At 45.6% G+C, this 17,854-nt stretch carries 11 protein-coding genes, 2 rRNA genes and 1 pseudogene; 4 read left to right on the top strand and 10 right to left on the bottom strand.

Features of this window, described 5'->3' with window-relative positions:
* Positions 1-87: 87 nt before the first annotated feature.
* Positions 88-3,015: ribosomal RNA gene (locus tag NYE22_RS21260) — 23S ribosomal RNA — on the top strand.
* A 54-nt stretch (positions 3,016-3,069) separates the two neighbouring features.
* Positions 3,070-3,185: ribosomal RNA gene (gene rrf, locus NYE22_RS21255) — 5S ribosomal RNA — on the top strand.
* A 37-nt stretch (positions 3,186-3,222) separates the two neighbouring features.
* Here the strand turns inward: rrf and NYE22_RS21250 are convergent.
* Positions 3,223-3,455 (bottom strand): annotated as a pseudogene (locus tag NYE22_RS21250) (MFS transporter); the annotation flags it as partial.
* A gap of 312 nt (positions 3,456-3,767) precedes the next feature.
* Here NYE22_RS21250 and NYE22_RS21245 point away from each other — a divergent pair.
* Both NYE22_RS21245 and NYE22_RS21240 read left to right on the top strand, forming a co-directional pair.
* Positions 3,768-5,204, top strand: a complete 1,437-nt coding sequence (locus tag NYE22_RS21245) for a SulP family inorganic anion transporter (protein ID WP_080528835.1) — start codon at positions 3,768-3,770, stop codon at positions 5,202-5,204.
* 145 nt (positions 5,205-5,349) lie between these two features.
* Positions 5,350-6,270 (top strand): bile acid:sodium symporter family protein, encoded by a 921-nt coding sequence (locus NYE22_RS21240; protein ID WP_342412795.1) that lies wholly within the window; start codon positions 5,350-5,352, stop codon positions 6,268-6,270.
* 8 nt (positions 6,271-6,278) lie between these two features.
* Here NYE22_RS21240 and NYE22_RS21235 read toward each other — a convergent pair whose 3' ends face one another.
* From NYE22_RS21235 to NYE22_RS21195, 9 genes are all read right to left on the bottom strand, one after another.
* Positions 6,279-7,031 carry an alpha/beta hydrolase gene (locus tag NYE22_RS21235; protein ID WP_342412128.1) on the bottom strand — a complete coding sequence of 251 codons (753 nt, stop codon included), beginning with the start codon at positions 7,029-7,031 and terminating at the stop codon, positions 6,279-6,281.
* The gene (gene feuC / locus NYE22_RS21230; RefSeq protein WP_029726921.1) at positions 7,028-8,038 is read right to left on the bottom strand and encodes an iron ABC transporter permease FeuC; all 1,011 of its coding nucleotides are present in this window, start codon (positions 8,036-8,038) and stop codon (positions 7,028-7,030) included. Before feuC ends, NYE22_RS21235 begins: the two co-directional genes overlap by 4 nt.
* Positions 8,031-9,035, bottom strand: a complete 1,005-nt coding sequence (locus NYE22_RS21225) for an iron ABC transporter permease (RefSeq protein WP_163117710.1) — start codon at positions 9,033-9,035, stop codon at positions 8,031-8,033. Before NYE22_RS21225 ends, feuC begins: the two co-directional genes overlap by 8 nt.
* An 18-nt stretch (positions 9,036-9,053) precedes the next feature.
* Positions 9,054-10,007 carry an iron ABC transporter substrate-binding protein FeuA gene (gene feuA, locus NYE22_RS21220; protein ID WP_014475620.1) on the bottom strand — a complete coding sequence of 318 codons (954 nt, stop codon included), beginning with the start codon at positions 10,005-10,007 and terminating at the stop codon, positions 9,054-9,056.
* A gap of 90 nt (positions 10,008-10,097) precedes the next feature.
* Complete coding sequence (btr, locus tag NYE22_RS21215) at positions 10,098-11,687, bottom strand: bacillibactin transport transcriptional regulator Btr (protein ID WP_342412127.1); 1,590 nt, start codon at positions 11,685-11,687, stop codon at positions 10,098-10,100.
* Between the two features lie 190 nt (positions 11,688-11,877).
* Entirely contained in the window at positions 11,878-13,122 is a 1,245-nt protein-coding gene (locus NYE22_RS21210) for an exo-beta-N-acetylmuramidase NamZ domain-containing protein (RefSeq protein ID WP_342412126.1), read from the bottom strand.
* Between the two features lie 13 nt (positions 13,123-13,135).
* Positions 13,136-15,064 (bottom strand): beta-N-acetylhexosaminidase, encoded by a 1,929-nt coding sequence (nagZ, locus tag NYE22_RS21205; RefSeq protein ID WP_165634625.1) that lies wholly within the window; start codon positions 15,062-15,064, stop codon positions 13,136-13,138.
* A gap of 27 nt (positions 15,065-15,091) precedes the next feature.
* Positions 15,092-16,417, bottom strand: coding sequence for an N-acetylmuramoyl-L-alanine amidase (amiE, locus tag NYE22_RS21200; protein WP_038827952.1), 1,326 nt, complete (start codon positions 16,415-16,417; stop codon positions 15,092-15,094).
* A 56-nt stretch (positions 16,418-16,473) separates the two neighbouring features.
* The gene (locus NYE22_RS21195; RefSeq protein ID WP_342412125.1) at positions 16,474-17,841 is read right to left on the bottom strand and encodes a PTS transporter subunit EIIC; all 1,368 of its coding nucleotides are present in this window, start codon (positions 17,839-17,841) and stop codon (positions 16,474-16,476) included.
* Positions 17,842-17,854: the final 13 nt, after the last annotated feature.

The following is a 17,854-nucleotide window of genomic DNA, read 5'->3' as shown; positions in this document are numbered from 1 at the left end:
TTCGAAACGTGTTCTTTGAAAACTAGATAACAGTAGACATCACATTCAATTAGTAATACAAGATATCACATAGTGATTCTTTTTAACGGTTAAGTTAGAAAGGGCGCACGGTGGATGCCTTGGCACTAGGAGCCGATGAAGGACGGGACGAACACCGATATGCTTCGGGGAGCTGTAAGCAAGCTTTGATCCGGAGATTTCCGAATGGGGAAACCCACCACTCGTAATGGAGTGGTATCCATATCTGAATTCATAGGATATGAGAAGGCAGACCCGGGGAACTGAAACATCTAAGTACCCGGAGGAAGAGAAAGCAAATGCGATTCCCTGAGTAGCGGCGAGCGAAACGGGATTAGCCCAAACCAAGAGGCTTGCCTCTTGGGGTTGTAGGACACTCTGTACGGAGTTACAAAAGAACGAGGTAGATGAAGAGGTCTGGAAAGGCCCGCCATAGGAGGTAACAGCCCTGTAGTCAAAACTTCGTTCTCTCCTGAGTGGATCCTGAGTACGGCGGAACACGTGAAATTCCGTCGGAATCCGGGAGGACCATCTCCCAAGGCTAAATACTCCCTAGTGACCGATAGTGAACCAGTACCGTGAGGGAAAGGTGAAAAGCACCCCGGAAGGGGAGTGAAAGAGATCCTGAAACCGTGTGCCTACAAGTAGTCAGAGCCCGTTAACGGGTGATGGCGTGCCTTTTGTAGAATGAACCGGCGAGTTACGATCCCGTGCAAGGTTAAGCAGAAGATGCGGAGCCGCAGCGAAAGCGAGTCTGAATAGGGCGCATGAGTACGTGGTCGTAGACCCGAAACCAGGTGATCTACCCATGTCCAGGGTGAAGTTCAGGTAACACTGAATGGAGGCCCGAACCCACGCACGTTGAAAAGTGCGGGGATGAGGTGTGGGTAGGGGTGAAATGCCAATCGAACCTGGAGATAGCTGGTTCTCTCCGAAATAGCTTTAGGGCTAGCCTCAAGGTAAGAGTCTTGGAGGTAGAGCACTGATTGGACTAGGGGCCCCTACCGGGTTACCGAATTCAGTCAAACTCCGAATGCCAATGACTTATCCTTGGGAGTCAGACTGCGAGTGATAAGATCCGTAGTCGAAAGGGAAACAGCCCAGACCGCCAGCTAAGGTCCCAAAGTATACGTTAAGTGGAAAAGGATGTGGAGTTGCTTAGACAACCAGGATGTTGGCTTAGAAGCAGCCACCATTTAAAGAGTGCGTAATAGCTCACTGGTCGAGTGACTCTGCGCCGAAAATGTACCGGGGCTAAACGTATCACCGAAGCTGCGGACTGTTCTTCGAACAGTGGTAGGAGAGCGTTCTAAGGGCTGTGAAGCCAGACCGGAAGGACTGGTGGAGCGCTTAGAAGTGAGAATGCCGGTATGAGTAGCGAAAGAGGGGTGAGAATCCCCTCCACCGAATGCCTAAGGTTTCCTGAGGAAGGCTCGTCCGCTCAGGGTTAGTCGGGACCTAAGCCGAGGCCGAAAGGCGTAGGCGATGGACAACAGGTTGATATTCCTGTACCACCTCCTCACCATTTGAGCAATGGGGGGACGCAGGAGGATAGGGTAAGCGCGGTATTGGATATCCGCGTCCAAGCAGTTAGGCTGGGAAATAGGCAAATCCGTTTCCCATAAGGCTGAGCTGTGATGGCGAGCGAAATATAGTAGCGAAGTTCCTGATTCCACACTGCCAAGAAAAGCCTCTAGCGAGGTGAGAGGTGCCCGTACCGCAAACCGACACAGGTAGGCGAGGAGAGAATCCTAAGGTGATCGAGAGAACTCTCGTTAAGGAACTCGGCAAAATGACCCCGTAACTTCGGGAGAAGGGGTGCTCTGTTAGGGTGCAAGCCCGAGAGAGCCGCAGTGAATAGGCCCAGGCGACTGTTTAGCAAAAACACAGGTCTCTGCGAAGCCGTAAGGCGAAGTATAGGGGCTGACGCCTGCCCGGTGCTGGAAGGTTAAGAGGAGCGCTTAGCGTAAGCGAAGGTGCGAATTGAAGCCCCAGTAAACGGCGGCCGTAACTATAACGGTCCTAAGGTAGCGAAATTCCTTGTCGGGTAAGTTCCGACCCGCACGAAAGGCGCAACGATCTGGGCACTGTCTCAACGAGAGACTCGGTGAAATTATAGTACCTGTGAAGATGCAGGTTACCCGCGACAGGACGGAAAGACCCCGTGGAGCTTTACTGCAGCCTGATATTGAATGTTGGTACAGCTTGTACAGGATAGGTAGGAGCCTTGGAAACCGGAGCGCCAGCTTCGGTGGAGGCATCGGTGGGATACTACCCTGGCTGTATTGACCTTCTAACCCGCCGCCCTTATCGGGCGGGGAGACAGTGTCAGGTGGGCAGTTTGACTGGGGCGGTCGCCTCCTAAAAGGTAACGGAGGCGCCCAAAGGTTCCCTCAGAATGGTTGGAAATCATTCGCAGAGTGTAAAGGCACAAGGGAGCTTGACTGCGAGACCTACAAGTCGAGCAGGGACGAAAGTCGGGCTTAGTGATCCGGTGGTTCCGCATGGAAGGGCCATCGCTCAACGGATAAAAGCTACCCCGGGGATAACAGGCTTATCTCCCCCAAGAGTCCACATCGACGGGGAGGTTTGGCACCTCGATGTCGGCTCATCGCATCCTGGGGCTGTAGTCGGTCCCAAGGGTTGGGCTGTTCGCCCATTAAAGCGGTACGCGAGCTGGGTTCAGAACGTCGTGAGACAGTTCGGTCCCTATCCGTCGCGGGCGCAGGAAATTTGAGAGGAGCTGTCCTTAGTACGAGAGGACCGGGATGGACGCACCGCTGGTGTACCAGTTGTTCTGCCAAGGGCATCGCTGGGTAGCTATGTGCGGACGGGATAAGTGCTGAAAGCATCTAAGCATGAAGCCCCCCTCAAGATGAGATTTCCCATTCCGCAAGGAAGTAAGATCCCTGAAAGATGATCAGGTTGATAGGTCTGAGGTGGAAGTGTGGCGACACATGGAGCTGACAGATACTAATCGATCGAGGACTTAACCATATTTTGAATGATGTCACACCTGTTATCTAGTTTTGAGAGAACACTCTCAATTTGTTTGGTGGCGATAGCGAAGAGGTCACACCCGTTCCCATACCGAACACGGAAGTTAAGCTCTTCAGCGCCGATGGTAGTCGGGGGTTTCCCCCTGTGAGAGTAGGACGCCGCCAAGCAAGCTTAAACCCAGCTCATTGAGCTGGGTTTTTTATTTTATATCTGTGCCGATTTGCTTTCGTCAGTATCCATTTTATCAAGCTTCTGCTTTTTAAGTTTTCTAATATTTTTGAATCCCAATACAATCACCAGCATGATCAACATGAGAGTCATAAATAATCAAAATGCAGGTTGTACGGGAGACTCATCCAGACTCCATCCGACTGCGATTGGCAGGATAGAGCCGCCAATCCATTGGCAGCGAGCAGCATGCCTGTCGTTTGTTCGGAAACCGGCTCGGGTTGCCAAATGGGAGAAAAGATATTACTGTCATTAAAACGATTCTTGGTTTCATCCGGATATGATAAAATGTCTCAGACTATATTTGAGCCATTTTTTTCTTCAGCATTCATCTTGCGTAATTGATAAAAATTTATTATGATACTCTTTGTATGACAACTCCTTGCCTCAATACAATATACTCAACGTTTCCCCGTTTTCTCCGGTCGTTTTTCTTTTCATTTTCTCCCGTAAAATAAAAAAAGCTCCCAATACAATAGATATGGTGCGGATAAATTTTTACTAAAAAGGAGTCGTTATATTTGAATAATAGTTTTACATTAAAACAGCAATGGTTCGGGAATATCCGAAAAGACATTCTTGCTGGCATTTTAGTTGCGTTAGCGTTAATACCTGAAGCGATTGGCTTTTCTATTATAGCCGGCGTGGATCCGATGGTCGGTCTTTATGCGTCATTTTGTATAGCCATTATTATTTCTATTTTTGGCGGCAGACCTGGCATGATTTCAGCTGCGACAGGCTCAATGGCAGTCGTTATGGTGTCGCTGGTTGCTGATCATGGGCTTCAGTATTTATTTGCGGCTACGATTTTGACAGGCATTATTCAGGTGATTTTAGGTATCAGTAAAATTGCAAGATTAATGAAATTCATCCCGCGTTCTGTGATGATCGGGTTTGTGAATGCGCTGGCGATCCTTATTTTCTCTGCGCAGCTTCCCCAGTTTGAAGGTGCTTCTTGGAGCATGTATGCGATGCTTGCCGGGTCGTTGGTTATCATTTATGTGCTGCCAAGGTTTACGACTGCTGTTCCGTCTCCGCTTGTGGCGATTATTGTGATGACAATTATTGCGGTCACTTTCCATGTGGATGTGCGGACGGTTGGTGATATGGGCAATATTTCTAGTTCATTGCCTCATTTCTTAATCCCTGATGTTCCGTTTACCTTTGAAACACTGCAAATTATTTTTCCTTATTCAATTGCTTTAGCGTTTGTCGGGTTGCTTGAATCTTTGCTGACAGCGCAGATTATTGATGAAATGACGGATACGGACAGTGATAAAAATAAAGAGAGCCGCGGACAGGGAATTGCGAATATCGTGACTGGATTCTTTGGCGGAATGGCAGGCTGCGCTATGATCGGACAATCTGTCATTAATACAAAAGCGGGCGGTCGCGGACGTTTGTCAGCATTTGTTGCCGGTGCTTTTCTGATGTTTTTAATTGCGGTGTTAAGTCATGTCGTGGTGAAAATCCCAATGGCGGCGTTAGTAGCTGTAATGGTTATGGTGTCTGTCGGCACTTTTGATTGGTCTTCCTTAAAAGGTCTCAAAAAAGCGCCGCTCACGGACTCGATTGTCATGGTTGTGACTGTGGTTACGGTTGTTGTGACGGATGACTTATCTAAGGGTGTATTTGTCGGTGTTCTTTTAAGTGCCGTGTTCTTTGTGGCAAAAATCTCGAAGCTGAAAATCGTTTCTCATGCAGAGGATCAAAAGCTTAGAACGTATCAAGTGAAGGGGCAAATCTTTTTTGCGTCAGTGACGGATCTTGCAAATGCGTTTATTTATCAAGAGGATATTGAGCGGGTCGTGATTGACTTAACTGAAGCTCACGTATGGGACGATTCTGGAGCGGCCGCACTTGATAAGATTGTTGCGAAGTTTAAAGAACAAGGCATTGAAGCCGAGTTGAAAGGTTTGAATAAAGCGAGTAAGTCTCTAATGAAACAGATGGCATAAAATAGGAAAGCCCAGATTAACGAGATCTGGGCTTTTTTATATAACATACGGTTAAGCAGCATTGATATAATAGAGAGAAGAGAAATTTAAAATAGGGGACTTGCATATGATGCTTCAGAAGCTGAACCGTGTATTGGGGAGGGTGATGCCGCTTTTAACCCCGACTAGTGTGGTGTTGGGTGTGCTGCTGTCTCAATTTTTAAATGGATATGAAAGCGCAGTGCCTTGGATCTTTGCGTTTATTACGTTTGCAGGCAGTTTAAGCGCGAACTTTCAATCTTTGAGACATGCATTATCTCACCCTCTCCCTATGATTCTTGCACTATTTGTTCTTCATATTTTTATGCCGCTTTTTGCTTGGGGCAGCGGCCATCTTATCTTTAAAGGCGACCCTTTAACGATCACTGGTTTAACGTTGGCTGTCGTAATTCCTACGGGGATTACAAGCTTGATTTGGGCAGCGATGTACAAAGGGAATGTCGGTTTGACACTTTCGATTATTTTAATTGATACTGTGCTGTCACCGCTAATCGTACCGCTGAGTCTTTCATTGCTGGCCGGCGCTCAGGTTCATATGGATGTGTGGGGAATGATGAAAGGTCTGATTGTAATGGTCGTGATTCCTTCTTTTCTGGGCATGCTGTTTAATCAGATGTCATCTCCAGAAAGAACTTCGTCTTTGAGCAGTGCGCTGTCGCCTTTTTCAAAGCTTTGCTTGATGGCAGTGATTGCGATTAACAGTTCAGCCATTGCTCCTTATTTCAAATCCATTGATTTGAGATTTGCAGGAATAGCTGTAACGGTATTCTTTATCGCGTTAACAGGTTATGCCGCTGCTTGGCTGATCGGAAAAATGATGAAAAGGCGGCAAGAGGAAATAGTCTCTCTTATATTTACGGGAGGCATGAGGAATATTAGTGCCGGCGCAGTTCTTGCCGTTACGTTCTTCCCGTCTCAGGTTGCCGTTCCTGTTGTGATTGGCATGCTGTTTCAGCAGATATTGGCTGCTTTGTTTGGCTATATGCTGAATCGTTTTGAATTAAAACCAATGTTGCAGAAAGTATAAAAAACCGCTCATAGGGTTGAGCGGTTTTTTCCGTATAGCCATTCGAGCGCGTTGATGAACTGTTTGCAGAAATACTTGCGGTGGTGCACCGCTCCTTTTTCAATTGAAAGACACAACTGGTCTTCAGTGAAGCCTTTTTCTTTTAGACTTTGATGAACTTGCTTTGTTTTTTTCAGCATATTTCGCTGAATGGATTGTTTTTCACGGCCTTCTTCACTCCCGACAGACATGAAAACACGTGCAGTGCCAGGCTTTAAAGAAGATATATGAATGGTTTCCGCTGCGTTCTCGTACCAGTATGAACCTGATATAGAGCCTATTTTCCCGAACATTGACGGATATTTTAATAAGGCGAACATTGAGATGAGCCCGCCTAATGAGGCACCGATCATTCCTCTTGACTGCGGTTCCCTGGTGACGTTCCAGTTTTCTTCGATTAGCGGAATGAACTGGTTCGTTATATCAGACAGATAGTGATATCCCATTCCGCCGAAGTCCGTGAACCGATCACTGAGTGATGCAGCCGGCCAAGGTGTGTATTCATTTAGCCGGTTTTTGGGTTCGATACCGATCAGCACGAGTTCAGGGAGCCTTTGCTGTTGAAACATGCTTTCTAAAAATTCAATTTCGTCGTGAAACAAAGAACTGCCATCTTGCACATAAACAGCAGGAAATCCCCAGCTGTTTGTGCTGTAGGAAGGAGGGAGGTACAGCGTGAACCTCCTGTTGCCGGCTTTGTGTTCTGAAAGAGATCCTTTCAAGCATTCTCCCCCTTTTTTTGCTTGAAAAGCAGATATAAGAAATAAGGAACTCCGAGGATCGCCAAAATGATGCCTGCGGGAACTTCTGCGGGCTGAAAAAACAGTTTTCCGGCAAAGTCTGCGCTTATCACAAGAAGCATCCCGATTAAACCGCTCAGTGGCAGGATATAGCGATGTTCGACGCCAGCCAGTCTCCGTGAGATATGGGGAGCAATTAAGCCGACAAACGCCATGCTTCCCGCTACGGAGACACAGGCGCTGATGATTGCTACACAGGCTACGAGCAGGATGGTTTTTTCTTTATTTGATGAAATGCCGAGGCTTCTGACTGTGTCTTCATCAAAACGAATGGTGTCGAGCAGGCGGGATTTGCCGATAAGAATCGGTATAAACAGCAGCATCCATGGGAGTACGGCTGTGATATACGTCCAGTTGGCAGACCAGATGCTTCCGTTTTTCCACACCATGGCCATTTGATAGTCTTGCGGGTCCATTTTTAAAGATAAAAACAAAGACAGGGCGCTGAATCCTGAATTGATCGCAATCCCTACCAGAATAATTCTTCCTGAATCTAAATTGCCTCTGTGCCATGCAAATATGTAAATCAGGATCGCCGCGATGAGCCCGCCTATCAATCCGAAGAGCGGCATTCCCATCGCTGCAGCTATGGATGTCACTTCCTTCTGGCCTTGGAATAAGAGCATAAACGCTACAATGCCGGCTCCTGCCCCTGCGTTGATTCCGAGAATTCCAGGGTCAGCAAGCCCGTTTCTCGTGATGGCCTGGATAACAGCGCCTGCAATGCCAAGACCGAGTCCAATAATAGCAGCCATGACAACCCGCGGCAGCCTTAAATCGAACAGCAAAATTTCATACTGCGGATTCGGGTAGATTTGAAAAAGAGTGGAGAGCAGCTCAGCAGGACGAACAGAAAATGATCCGCTCGTTAAGCTGAAATAACTGACAACTAGAATCAAAGCGATGAACAATGCATATTTTTTAGCCATTTTGCTCCCCTCCTTTTCGTTTAATTAAATAAAGGAAGAAAGGTACGCCGATAATGGATGTTACGACCTCAATCGGTGTTTCAAACGGATAGTTGATAAATCTGCTTGCGAGATCACACAGGGTTAAAAAGATTCCGCCCAAAATACAGGAGCACGGAATCAGCCTGCTGTAATCAGAGCCGACGAGAAATCTCGTGATATGCGGAACAACCAACCCGACAAACGCAATTTTTCCGGCCAGCGCTACGGCACTGCCGGTTAGAATGATGACGGAAAGCATCGCCATGATTTTAATGGTTTTTTTCTTTTGCCCCAGGCTTTTAGAAATGTCGTCCCCTAATGATACAGCGGTTACCTTTTTGCTGAGAGAAATGGCCATTATAATGCCAATCAGGAAAAACGGAGCGGCAAGCTTCAGGAAATCCGGATTCATTTGATGAAGTCTGGCACTGTACCAGAAACTGAGATCCTGAGAAATTTGAAAATAAATCGACATGGCCGCTGATAAGCTGCTGAGCAGCATGCTTGTGACTGTGCCGATGATGGCGAGCTGCACGGGGGTAAATCCGTTTGGCATCATGGCGGCAAGGCCGAATACTAACACCGCTCCTAACGCTGAGCCGATAAAAGAGTATATCATCATTTCAATCGAAGATGATTGCGGGAGCAGAACCATGCAAAGCGTAATGATAAACGCTGAACCATCTGAAACACCCATAATGGATGGCGAAGCTAAATAATTGCGCGTGATGCCCTGCATAAGCGCTCCAGAAACAGCAAGGGCTGCCCCTATGAGCAGAGCGCCGGCAGCCCTTGGAATCCGGGAGTGCCATATAATTTGATGGTCTGTGTTTCCCGGATCGAAATGAATAAGAGATGTAAAAACAATATCTGTGCTAAGATGCTTTGCCCCATAAAGGATTGAAAGCAAAAGCGACAGCGTTATAGCAAATGGAGAAGTAATCAATATGATACGTGTCCACTGTTTTGAATACATACAAAAACCTACTCTGAATTAGTTTTGTGTCAATTTTTCAGCAGCCGCTTTCAGGAAACGGACTTTGCTCCAAGCTGTGCCGCCTTGTGCGAGAGGGTCCACTGAGTTGACATACACATGGTCTTCTTTGACTGCTTTAAGGCTTTTCCAGATTGGATTTTTCTCTAAATCTTTTAAGGCATCAGGTTTGTCTGCATTTTCATCATCAGAAAATTGGACGAAAATATGGTCCGGGTTCATTTCACTTAATTTTTCTAATGAAATCAGCTCTTGCGCTTTTGCAGCTTTTACTTCGTTCGGCGCCTTAAGGCCTAAATCACCGTATAGTGTGGAGTTGAAATACACCTGTTCAGGGTAAATGTAAATGTTGCCTTGTCTGATTCTGATGACAAGCGCTTTTGAATCTTTCGCTTTATCGTTGATTTTTGTTTTTGTTTCTTTTAGATCCTGTTCATAGTCTGCAATAATTTTCTTTGCTTTTTTTTCTTTTCCAGTCAACTGGGCAAGCAGCATCATGTTTTCCTTCCAGTTTGAAGAGATATGAGAAACTGGGATCGTCGTGCCTGCTGTGCTGATTTTTTGCAGCGTTTTTTCCGGAAACTTTGTTGAAGCTAGGATAACATCTGGCTTCATTTCAAGAATCTTTTCAATATTTGGCTCCATTTTTTCTCCGGTTGGTTCGGCTTTATCAGTGATGTCTTTGAACATATCAGGGAATTTGCCGGAGAATGAAATTGCGCCTTGCGGATGAACGTCAAGCAATTTCGCGTCTTCCATTGATTCAACGCTTCCCGTAATGGCGATTTTGTCTGTCGGTACAGTTACTTCATATGTTTTATCAAGGTATTCAATTTTCTTCTTCTCAGATGCTGTGCCGCTTGCCTTGCTGGCAGTTGATTCATTTTTGCTGCCGCAAGCTGCCGCTGTCAGCGCGAGAAGCAAGATTAATAAGGTAAGAGATATCTTTTTCATCTATAGAGCCTCCTGTTCAATTGATAACTATTATCAATTGGAATTATAGAGAATGAACAGATATAACACCATGGACAAATTCCTGATTTATCATGGACAATCTCCGGAAAATAAAGAAACAGTTTGCTGAACGATGCGTTCGTGCCCGCAAGCTGAGTATTCATTCCACGGATCAAGGGATAGAAGATAAACACGGTTATTCCGTACCGCGCTTAGGTTTTGCCATGCTTCTGTCTGCTGTAATTGCTGGTAGTAAGCTATGGTCTCCGGCTCTTTAAAAAGAAAAAGCATCATACAGTCAGCTTGGTAATTTGCGATATTTTCTAACGAAATCGCTTGTTCTGAAGGTGTGTCAGCCGTTGTTGCCGAGCTGAATCCTAAATCCCCAAAGAAAACTTCACGAACGCTTCGGTTATGAGCCAAATAGAAGTTTTGCTTATGCAGCCTCAAAAAGAGAAAACGCAGCCCTTGAACGTGCTGAAGTGTTTTATTGGCGGCTGTTGTCTGCTGGTCATAATCCGCTAGCCACTTTTCTGCTTCGGACTCCTCCTTTAAAAATGAGGCAGTTTGCAGAAAGTGGGTTCTCCAGCTTTCTTCTGAAGGAAGGTACATGACTTCTGCGATGCGATTCAGGCGATCTTGTTCTTCTGGGGAAATAGAATCCATGCTGACAATCACATCTGGTTCTGCCTGTGATAACGTGTACAGGTTTTCTTCCCACTTTTCATTAAACCGGTATGCACTGAGCTGGACGGGTATATCTGTCGAATAATGCTGATAGTAGTAAGACGTCCATTTCGGATGCAGAGCGGCCGCAAAAGGTATGTGGTGAAGAGGGATGAGATGGCCCATTGTGCCCCTTCCGTATGCGGCGATTTTCTTTCGGCGTTTTTTCATATAGCTTGTAGGTGAACAGCCTGTATGTTTTTTAAAGATTCTGCTGAAATAAAATTCATCTTGATAACCGGTTTGGTGTGCAATTTCTTTCAATTTGCAGTTTGATTTTGCCATGAGCCGTTTTGCCTTTGTGATTCGTGTTTTCGTAATAAATTCTGTTACGCTCTGTCCTGTCCATTTTTTAAAGCTTTCACTGTAGTGTTTGGCACTGATTCCTGCCATTTGCGACAGCTGGGCAAGCGTGATTTTTGTATCGGCATGGGTTTCGATATAGTGTTTTGTTTTTTCGATTGCTGAATGTGTATCCGTTTGATCAGATAAACTGGCAGTAAAAAGGTCATAAATCAGGCTTTGTACTTCAATTACACATTTTAGCTGAGAAAGCTGAGACGATTCATTCCATAGTGCGGCAAGCTCTTGAAGCCGGACGGCAAGATTTTCGATATGTGAAACATTCATAAGCTTCAGTTTGGCTAATTCCGATTCTGTGCACGGTGTGAAAATATCTTGCCCGGTTTCCTTGATATAGCTTTGAAGCCTGATCATACAGGCATCTATATGTCCATCGGCTGCCGGCGTAAAGCCAAAGGTCTCGTTAGGCGGACAAACATAAAGTGTCTTTTTTTGCAGAGGATTGGTGTTTGTTCCGATCGAAATATAGCCATTTCCTTTTAAATGAAAAATCAGCACGAATGAATCGGCTAATTGCTGTTCTGAGAAGAGATCACTTGTCTTTTTTAGATATTTAATTTGTATCGGTTGATAAATCACTGCTTTTTGCACGAGTAGACCACCTTTTCAGAAACTTTCAACTGATAATCATTTTCAATAAAAATTGTACCAAATAAATGAAAGTTTTCCTATATAAAGCTGGTGGGTTTTTAGAATGAAAAAAACCCTTACACATGTGTAAAAGTAAGGGTCTTTCGTTCGGTAAGAATATGTTACACGTGTAACATACGATGCTTACGTTCTAATAAATGAGATATTTTTTTCTTGTTTTGCTGAATTGTTGGAGTGTTTTTTCATAGCTGTTTATGATGTTCTCAATCGAAGTTCCATTTTTAATTTTTGTCCTGATCCAGCCGTTGCCTGCCAGTTTATCGAATGAACCTGTTGACAGGAACTCAAAATCCTCAGGATAGAGATCGTGTATGGTTTTAATGACTGAAAGACCCGTTTTAACGGCTTCAAACTTATCTCTGTCTGTCACATAGAGCTGCACACCGTGGCAAAGCGTTCCTTGATGTTTAGAAAACGTCGGTGTGAAGGATGCTGCCCTAAATGTAACGCCCGGCAAATGGAGGCTGTTTAATGTTTCTTCAAGTTCTGTGCTTTTGATAAAGGGAGCTCCGATCAATTCGAATGGCTTTGTTGTCCCTCGCCCTTCGGATATATTTGTTCCTTCAATCAGCCCGGTTGCAGGATAAACAAATGTGCTTTCCACCGTCGGCATGTTAGGCGAAGGGAGGACGAAAGGCAATCGGGTATCGTCAAAATCCAGTTTTCGCTTCCAGTGTTTCATTTTTACCACTGTAAGATCGGCATTAATACTAAATTCTTTGTTGAACAGTAAAGCCAATTCGCCTATCGTCATCCCATGCTTCAATGGAATGGGATACAATCCGACAAATGAGGCGTATTCAGGTTCTAAGATTGGTCCTTCAATATGATTCCCTCCTTGAGGATTCGGACGGTCCAGCACCATAAATGGAATGCCGTTTTCTTTAGCGGCTTCCATTGCGTATGCCATTGTATAAATGTACGTGTAGAAACGGGTCCCGACATCCTGAATGTCAAACATTAGAATATCGACATTTTTCAGCATTTCTGGAGTCGGTTTTTTCGTTTTTCCGTAGAGGCTGTATACGGGAACCCCGGTTTTTTCGTCAATGTAAGAGCCTACTTCGTCTCCAGCCTGGGCGTCACCGCGGACGCCGTGTTCAGGGCCGAATAAAGCTGTCAGTTTGATATCTGGGTTCTCGTAAAGAATATCGACACTGCTTTTCAGAGATGCGTTTACTCCGGTTGGATTGGTGATCAGTCCGATGCGTTTTCCCTTGAGCTGTTTTTTATAGTCTGGCAAGAGCGTGTCTATCCCAGTCTGGACTTTAGGTTTTTTAGCCGTTTGATTCTTTGAATCGGGTGAAGCAGAGGCAGCGGTTATCGTTCCGAATATCATGAGCCCTGTCAGAAAAGCGAATATTGTTTTTCTCATGTGTCCCTCCTTATTAAAGCGGTCTTCCCGTTTTGATATTTAATCCGTAGCCAAATGGGTAAAGGGTGTTCCCTGGTTTCGTGACTGACGGAATGTCAACTGGAAGTGTGCCTTTAGGTTTTGCCTGACCGAATATCGCCATCACTCCGGCCGGAATATTAGGTTGAAGATAACGGCCATTTGCGTATCCTTTAAAGCCATAGACTGCAATCAGTGCCTTTGCTTCTTCGAAATTGGCTGCGTCATAGGGGTTGCGCAGGCTCATTAAGACAAATGGTTTGTTGTGCTGCAGTGCGGCTTTCATGACAGCTCTCGGAAACACGGTGGCCCATTTGCTTGAATCTGATATTGTGTCGTCGATGACACCGTCGTTGACGACAGGGTCATTTTTGACGACATAGGAGCCGGTAATGATATAATCAGCCTCTTTTACTTGTTTTTCATGCTCGGCCTTAAATACTTGGTTGGCAAAGTTCATTTTGCTGAGGGATACGGGTTTGATTTTCTTCCGCTTGATGAGATCGTGAATGGTTTGTTCGATTGAAGCAGTTTGTTCTTCGTAAGGTGCCACAATTAAGATTCGGCTGCCTTTTTTAGGCTTGAACGGCAAAGTGTGCTGTTCATTTTTTAATACAGTTACTGCTTTTTCAGCTATTTTTTTCTCTGCTTTCAGGTGCTGCTTGCTTCCTACGATTTTTTGGGCTTTGGCTATTTTTTCTTTTGTACTGTCGCTGTTTCGCGCTGGATACATGCCGCGTTTTATTTTCAGGGAAATGATTCTTTCAACTGAATTGTTGATTTGTTGTTCAGGAATATCCCCGTTTTTCACGGCTTCTTTCAAAGCTTGAATAACACGTGCGAATTTCTGCTCTTCTTTCAATGAAGTGACTGAGGCTGGCATTAATGCAATATCGACACCAGCTTTTACGGCCATGACCACAGCCTCTTCCTGTCCGAAATGATCTGCGATTGCCTTCATATTGAGTGCATCGGTAACGATCACACCATTAAAGCCCATTTCCTGACGAAGAAGACCTGTCATCACTTTTTTTGAAAGTGTAGCTGGAACCAAAATGTCCGATCCATCGAGTTTGCTTTTGTATATGGTGTCGTCGAAGGCAGGGAATTGAACATGGGCTGTCATCACCATATCAGCACCAGCATCAATTGCTTTTTGGAAAGGATAAAGCTCGACCTCACGAAGCCGTTCTTGGCCATGGGAAACGAGCGGCAGTCCATAATGGCTGTCAACGTCCGTGTCTCCATGTCCCGGGAAATGTTTGAGGGCAGAGGCGATATCCTGCCGCTGCAACCCTTTCATCGTATATAAACCGAGGCGTGATGTCAGTTCTCGATTGGAGCTGAATGACCGTACGCCGATTACAGGATTATCGGGATTATTGTTAATGTCCACGACAGGGCTGAAATCTGTATTGATGCCTAAGGCAGAGAGCTCTTTCCCGATGATGCTGCCGGTCTGATACGCATTGATTCTGCTTCTGGCTGCGCCCAGTGCCATATTCCCTGGGAAATTAGTGCCCTCCCCTAACCTCGTTACAATGCCGCCTTCCTGATCAATACTCAGCATGAGCGGGATTTTTGGACTTGCCTTTTGGTAATCGTCTGTCAGTTGGACAGTTTGTTTTGTTGTTTTTACATTTTCTGCAAAAAGGATGATGCCTCCGAATTGATATTTCTTGACGAGGCTGGCGACTTCATCATTCATTTCTGTAAGGGCTTGCGGAGAGGACTCGCCTTCCTTTTGCCAATTTCTAAAATCAGGCATCAGCATCTGGCCGAGTTTTTCATCTAACGACATACGATTGACAATCTGATTGGCATCGATTGAACGTTTTGATGCAGAGGCTTCTGTCTGTCTGGCCCCGAAAAAGCATGAAAGAAAGAGAACGGCTGAAAGGATAAGCGGAAAGACAGGTCTCATAGAAACTTCCTCCTATCGTCTAATCATTCACTCCATCGCTTCATAAATCGCGGTTATGACACTTCCATAACTGCCTGTTGCAAATTGATCACCCTCAAAGACGTTTGGATTTTCTTCCGGATCAATAACTGGTGTATGCTTTTTATTTGTTAACAATGCGATGCCTAAATTGTATGCTGGATCAATAATTGTAACTGTCCCTGTCCAGCCGGTATGCCCGTAAGCATTTTCACTGGCATGAGGGCCAAACATCCATTCCATGCTTTTACTTCCGTTCCGCCTCCAGCCAAGAGCGAATGTCGGGTCTGTTGCTGAAGGTGCTTTAAACAGGTCGGCTGTTTTCTGATCAAATAAAGAAATGTTTCGGTATGAACCTTTGTTTAACATGACTTGCAGCAGTATGGCCATATCATCTGCATTTGAGAACAATCCGGCATGCCCAGACACGCCATCCATTGAGTAAAACGCTTTTTCGTCATGCACCTCTCCTTGCAGCGTGTTTGTGCGGATGTTAGGGAATTGAATAACGCCGTCACGTGTATTGCCCATGCGTTCAGTAGCTGCGAACTGTTTCGGTTTAAAGCCCTTTTGCAGCGGATTGTACAAGGTATGCTTCAGCCTGAGCGGTTTGTAGAGCTCTTGCTCCGTGTAGACATCAAGCGGTTTGCCGGTGAGTTTTTCGACAATACATCCGAGTAGCATATATCCAATGTCACTGTATACGTGCTTTGTCCCAGTTTGGTAATCGAGCGGAATTTTCGTCAAATATTCAATCGTTTTGTCCCGTTCCTGGGAATAGTACTTGCCGGCTTTTTCCGGCGTGTAAAAGTAAAAGCTTGATGGGAGCCCTGATTGGTGCTGGAGGACATCGATGACACGTATCTTGTCTTTTCCTTTTATGAGGTCACCCGGCTGATCCTTGAAACCCGGCAAATATGCAGAAACTTTTTCATAGACGTCAAGTTTTCCTTGGCTGACTAAGCGCTGCAATGCAAAATTTGTTGCGTACATTTTTGTATTTGAGGCTAAGTCAAACATCGTGCGGGTTTTCATTTTGGCCGGACGGCGCAGCAGTTCTGATCCTTCGTACTTTTTACTGTAGCCGTATGCTGCTTTTTTTATGATGCGTCCATCCTTCACCACCACAAGAACGGCGCCTGGAAATCCTGCTGCAATATCCCGTTCTATCATCTGATCTACCTTCCTTAGCTTCTTCGTGGAGAATTGTGCAGTTTCTGCATTTATGGTTTTCGGCTCAACCAAGTTGTCTGCTGTTTGTGCGAAGGTTTCATTTGGCGCGAATATCGATAGGGTTAAAATGGCACTGAATATGAACAGTGTCTTTGTTTTCACAGGCTAGCCCCTTTCTGTGCTTCTATCCCGTTTACTATCCCTAATACAGAAACAATTTAATCGAACTGAGAAGCCATTTCATCTTTATATCCGAATGCATAGGTCAATAAAAAGCCGGCCGCGTAGGAAATAAAGAGCCCAACGATATACAGGATGATTTGCGAAGGCAGGACTAGAAAAGAAAGCGGCAGTCCGGAGACACCAATCGCAATGGTGGCTACTTGAAAATAAGCTTGAAAGGCGCCGCCGATTCCAGCTCCTAAACATGCTGTTAAAAACGGACGGCCAAGCGGCAGCGTGACTCCGAAAATAAGCGGTTCACCAATGCCGAGCAGTCCCGATGGAAGCCCGCCGGCGATTGCTTTCCTCAGTGTTGTTTTTTTCGTCTTCACGAAAATGGCAAAGGCCGCGCCTACCTGTCCTGCACCTCCCATAGCCAAAATAGGGAGCAGAGGATCATTGCCAATTGAATTGATCAGTTCCATGTGCACAGGCGTCAAGCCTTGATGCAGTCCGGTTACTACGAGAGGAAGGAAGGTTGCGCCCAGAATAAAGCCCGCAGCGATGCCGCCGATGTCCAGGATGGACAGAAGGCCGGATGTAATGGCATCAGAAATGAATCCGCCTAAAGGCATAAATACGACATACGTTACGATTCCGGTGATTAACAGTGAAACGGTGGGTGTGACAATGATATCGAGTGATTGAGGGATAAAACGGCGAATAAATTGTTCGGTGTAAGCAATGAATATGGCTGCGAAAAGGACGCCGATCAGACCTCCCCTGCCTGGGAGAAGCTCTTCTCCAAATAAACTGATTTTTGCGATCTCCGGATTGATAATCAAGATCCCGGCCAAAGCCCCAAGTGCGGGTGTCCCGCCAAATTCTTTCGAAGCGTTAATACCGACGAGAATGCCGAGATAAGTGAACAGCCCTGATCCGATGACTGTCAGGATAACCGCAATTTGTGAGTCTGCAGAGAGCCAGCCTGCTTGAATAATTGCTTTGGTAATCCCAGTAATTAAACCGGAAGCGACTAGAGCGGGAATAAGAGGGATAAAAATGCTGGCAATTTTACGTAAGAAAAGTTTAAAAGGAGTGGCGTTTTTTCGATTGATATCGGCTTTCTTTTTGGCCGCTGCTTCTTTGACATCGGCACCTTCTTCTGCTGACACGAGCTTTGAGAAAGCAGCTGTAACATGATTGACGACTCCTGTGCCGAGGATAATTTGTAACGTTTCAGCTTCAACGACCCCCAATACGCCGTCAAGCTTTCTTAAACCCTGAGCATCTGCTTTGCTTTCATCGTAAGGCGTAATGCGCAGGCGTGTCATGCAATGCGTATATGAAGAAATATTGGATTTTCCTCCGCATAGCTCAAGGATTTTCTGTGCGAGATGATGGTAGTTATTTTCTTTGCTCATTAAAACCCCTCCC

Origin of the sequence: Bacillus sp. FSL K6-1560, from assembly GCF_038592935.1 — a bacterium.
GTDB lineage: Bacteria > Bacillota > Bacilli > Bacillales > Bacillaceae > Bacillus > Bacillus subtilis.
The sequence above is the reverse complement of the archived record's forward strand: the minus strand, read 5'-3'. Positions and strand labels throughout refer to the sequence as shown.

Coding starts and splice junctions, on each gene's coding strand:
- NYE22_RS21240 (WP_342412795.1), top strand. CDS start 5,350: ATGCCGCTTTTAACCCCGACTAGTGTGGTGTTGGGTGTGCTGCTGTCT.
- feuC (WP_029726921.1), bottom strand. CDS start 8,038: ATGGCTAAAAAATATGCATTGTTCATCGCTTTGATTCTAGTTGTCAGT.
- NYE22_RS21225 (WP_163117710.1), bottom strand. CDS start 9,035: ATGTATTCAAAACAGTGGACACGTATCATATTGATTACTTCTCCATTT.
- feuA (WP_014475620.1), bottom strand. CDS start 10,007: ATGAAAAAGATATCTCTTACCTTATTAATCTTGCTTCTCGCGCTGACA.
- NYE22_RS21210 (WP_342412126.1), bottom strand. CDS start 13,122: ATGAGAAAAACAATATTCGCTTTTCTGACAGGGCTCATGATATTCGGA.
- nagZ (WP_165634625.1), bottom strand. CDS start 15,064: ATGAGACCTGTCTTTCCGCTTATCCTTTCAGCCGTTCTCTTTCTTTCA.
- NYE22_RS21195 (WP_342412125.1), bottom strand. CDS start 17,841: ATGAGCAAAGAAAATAACTACCATCATCTCGCACAGAAAATCCTTGAG.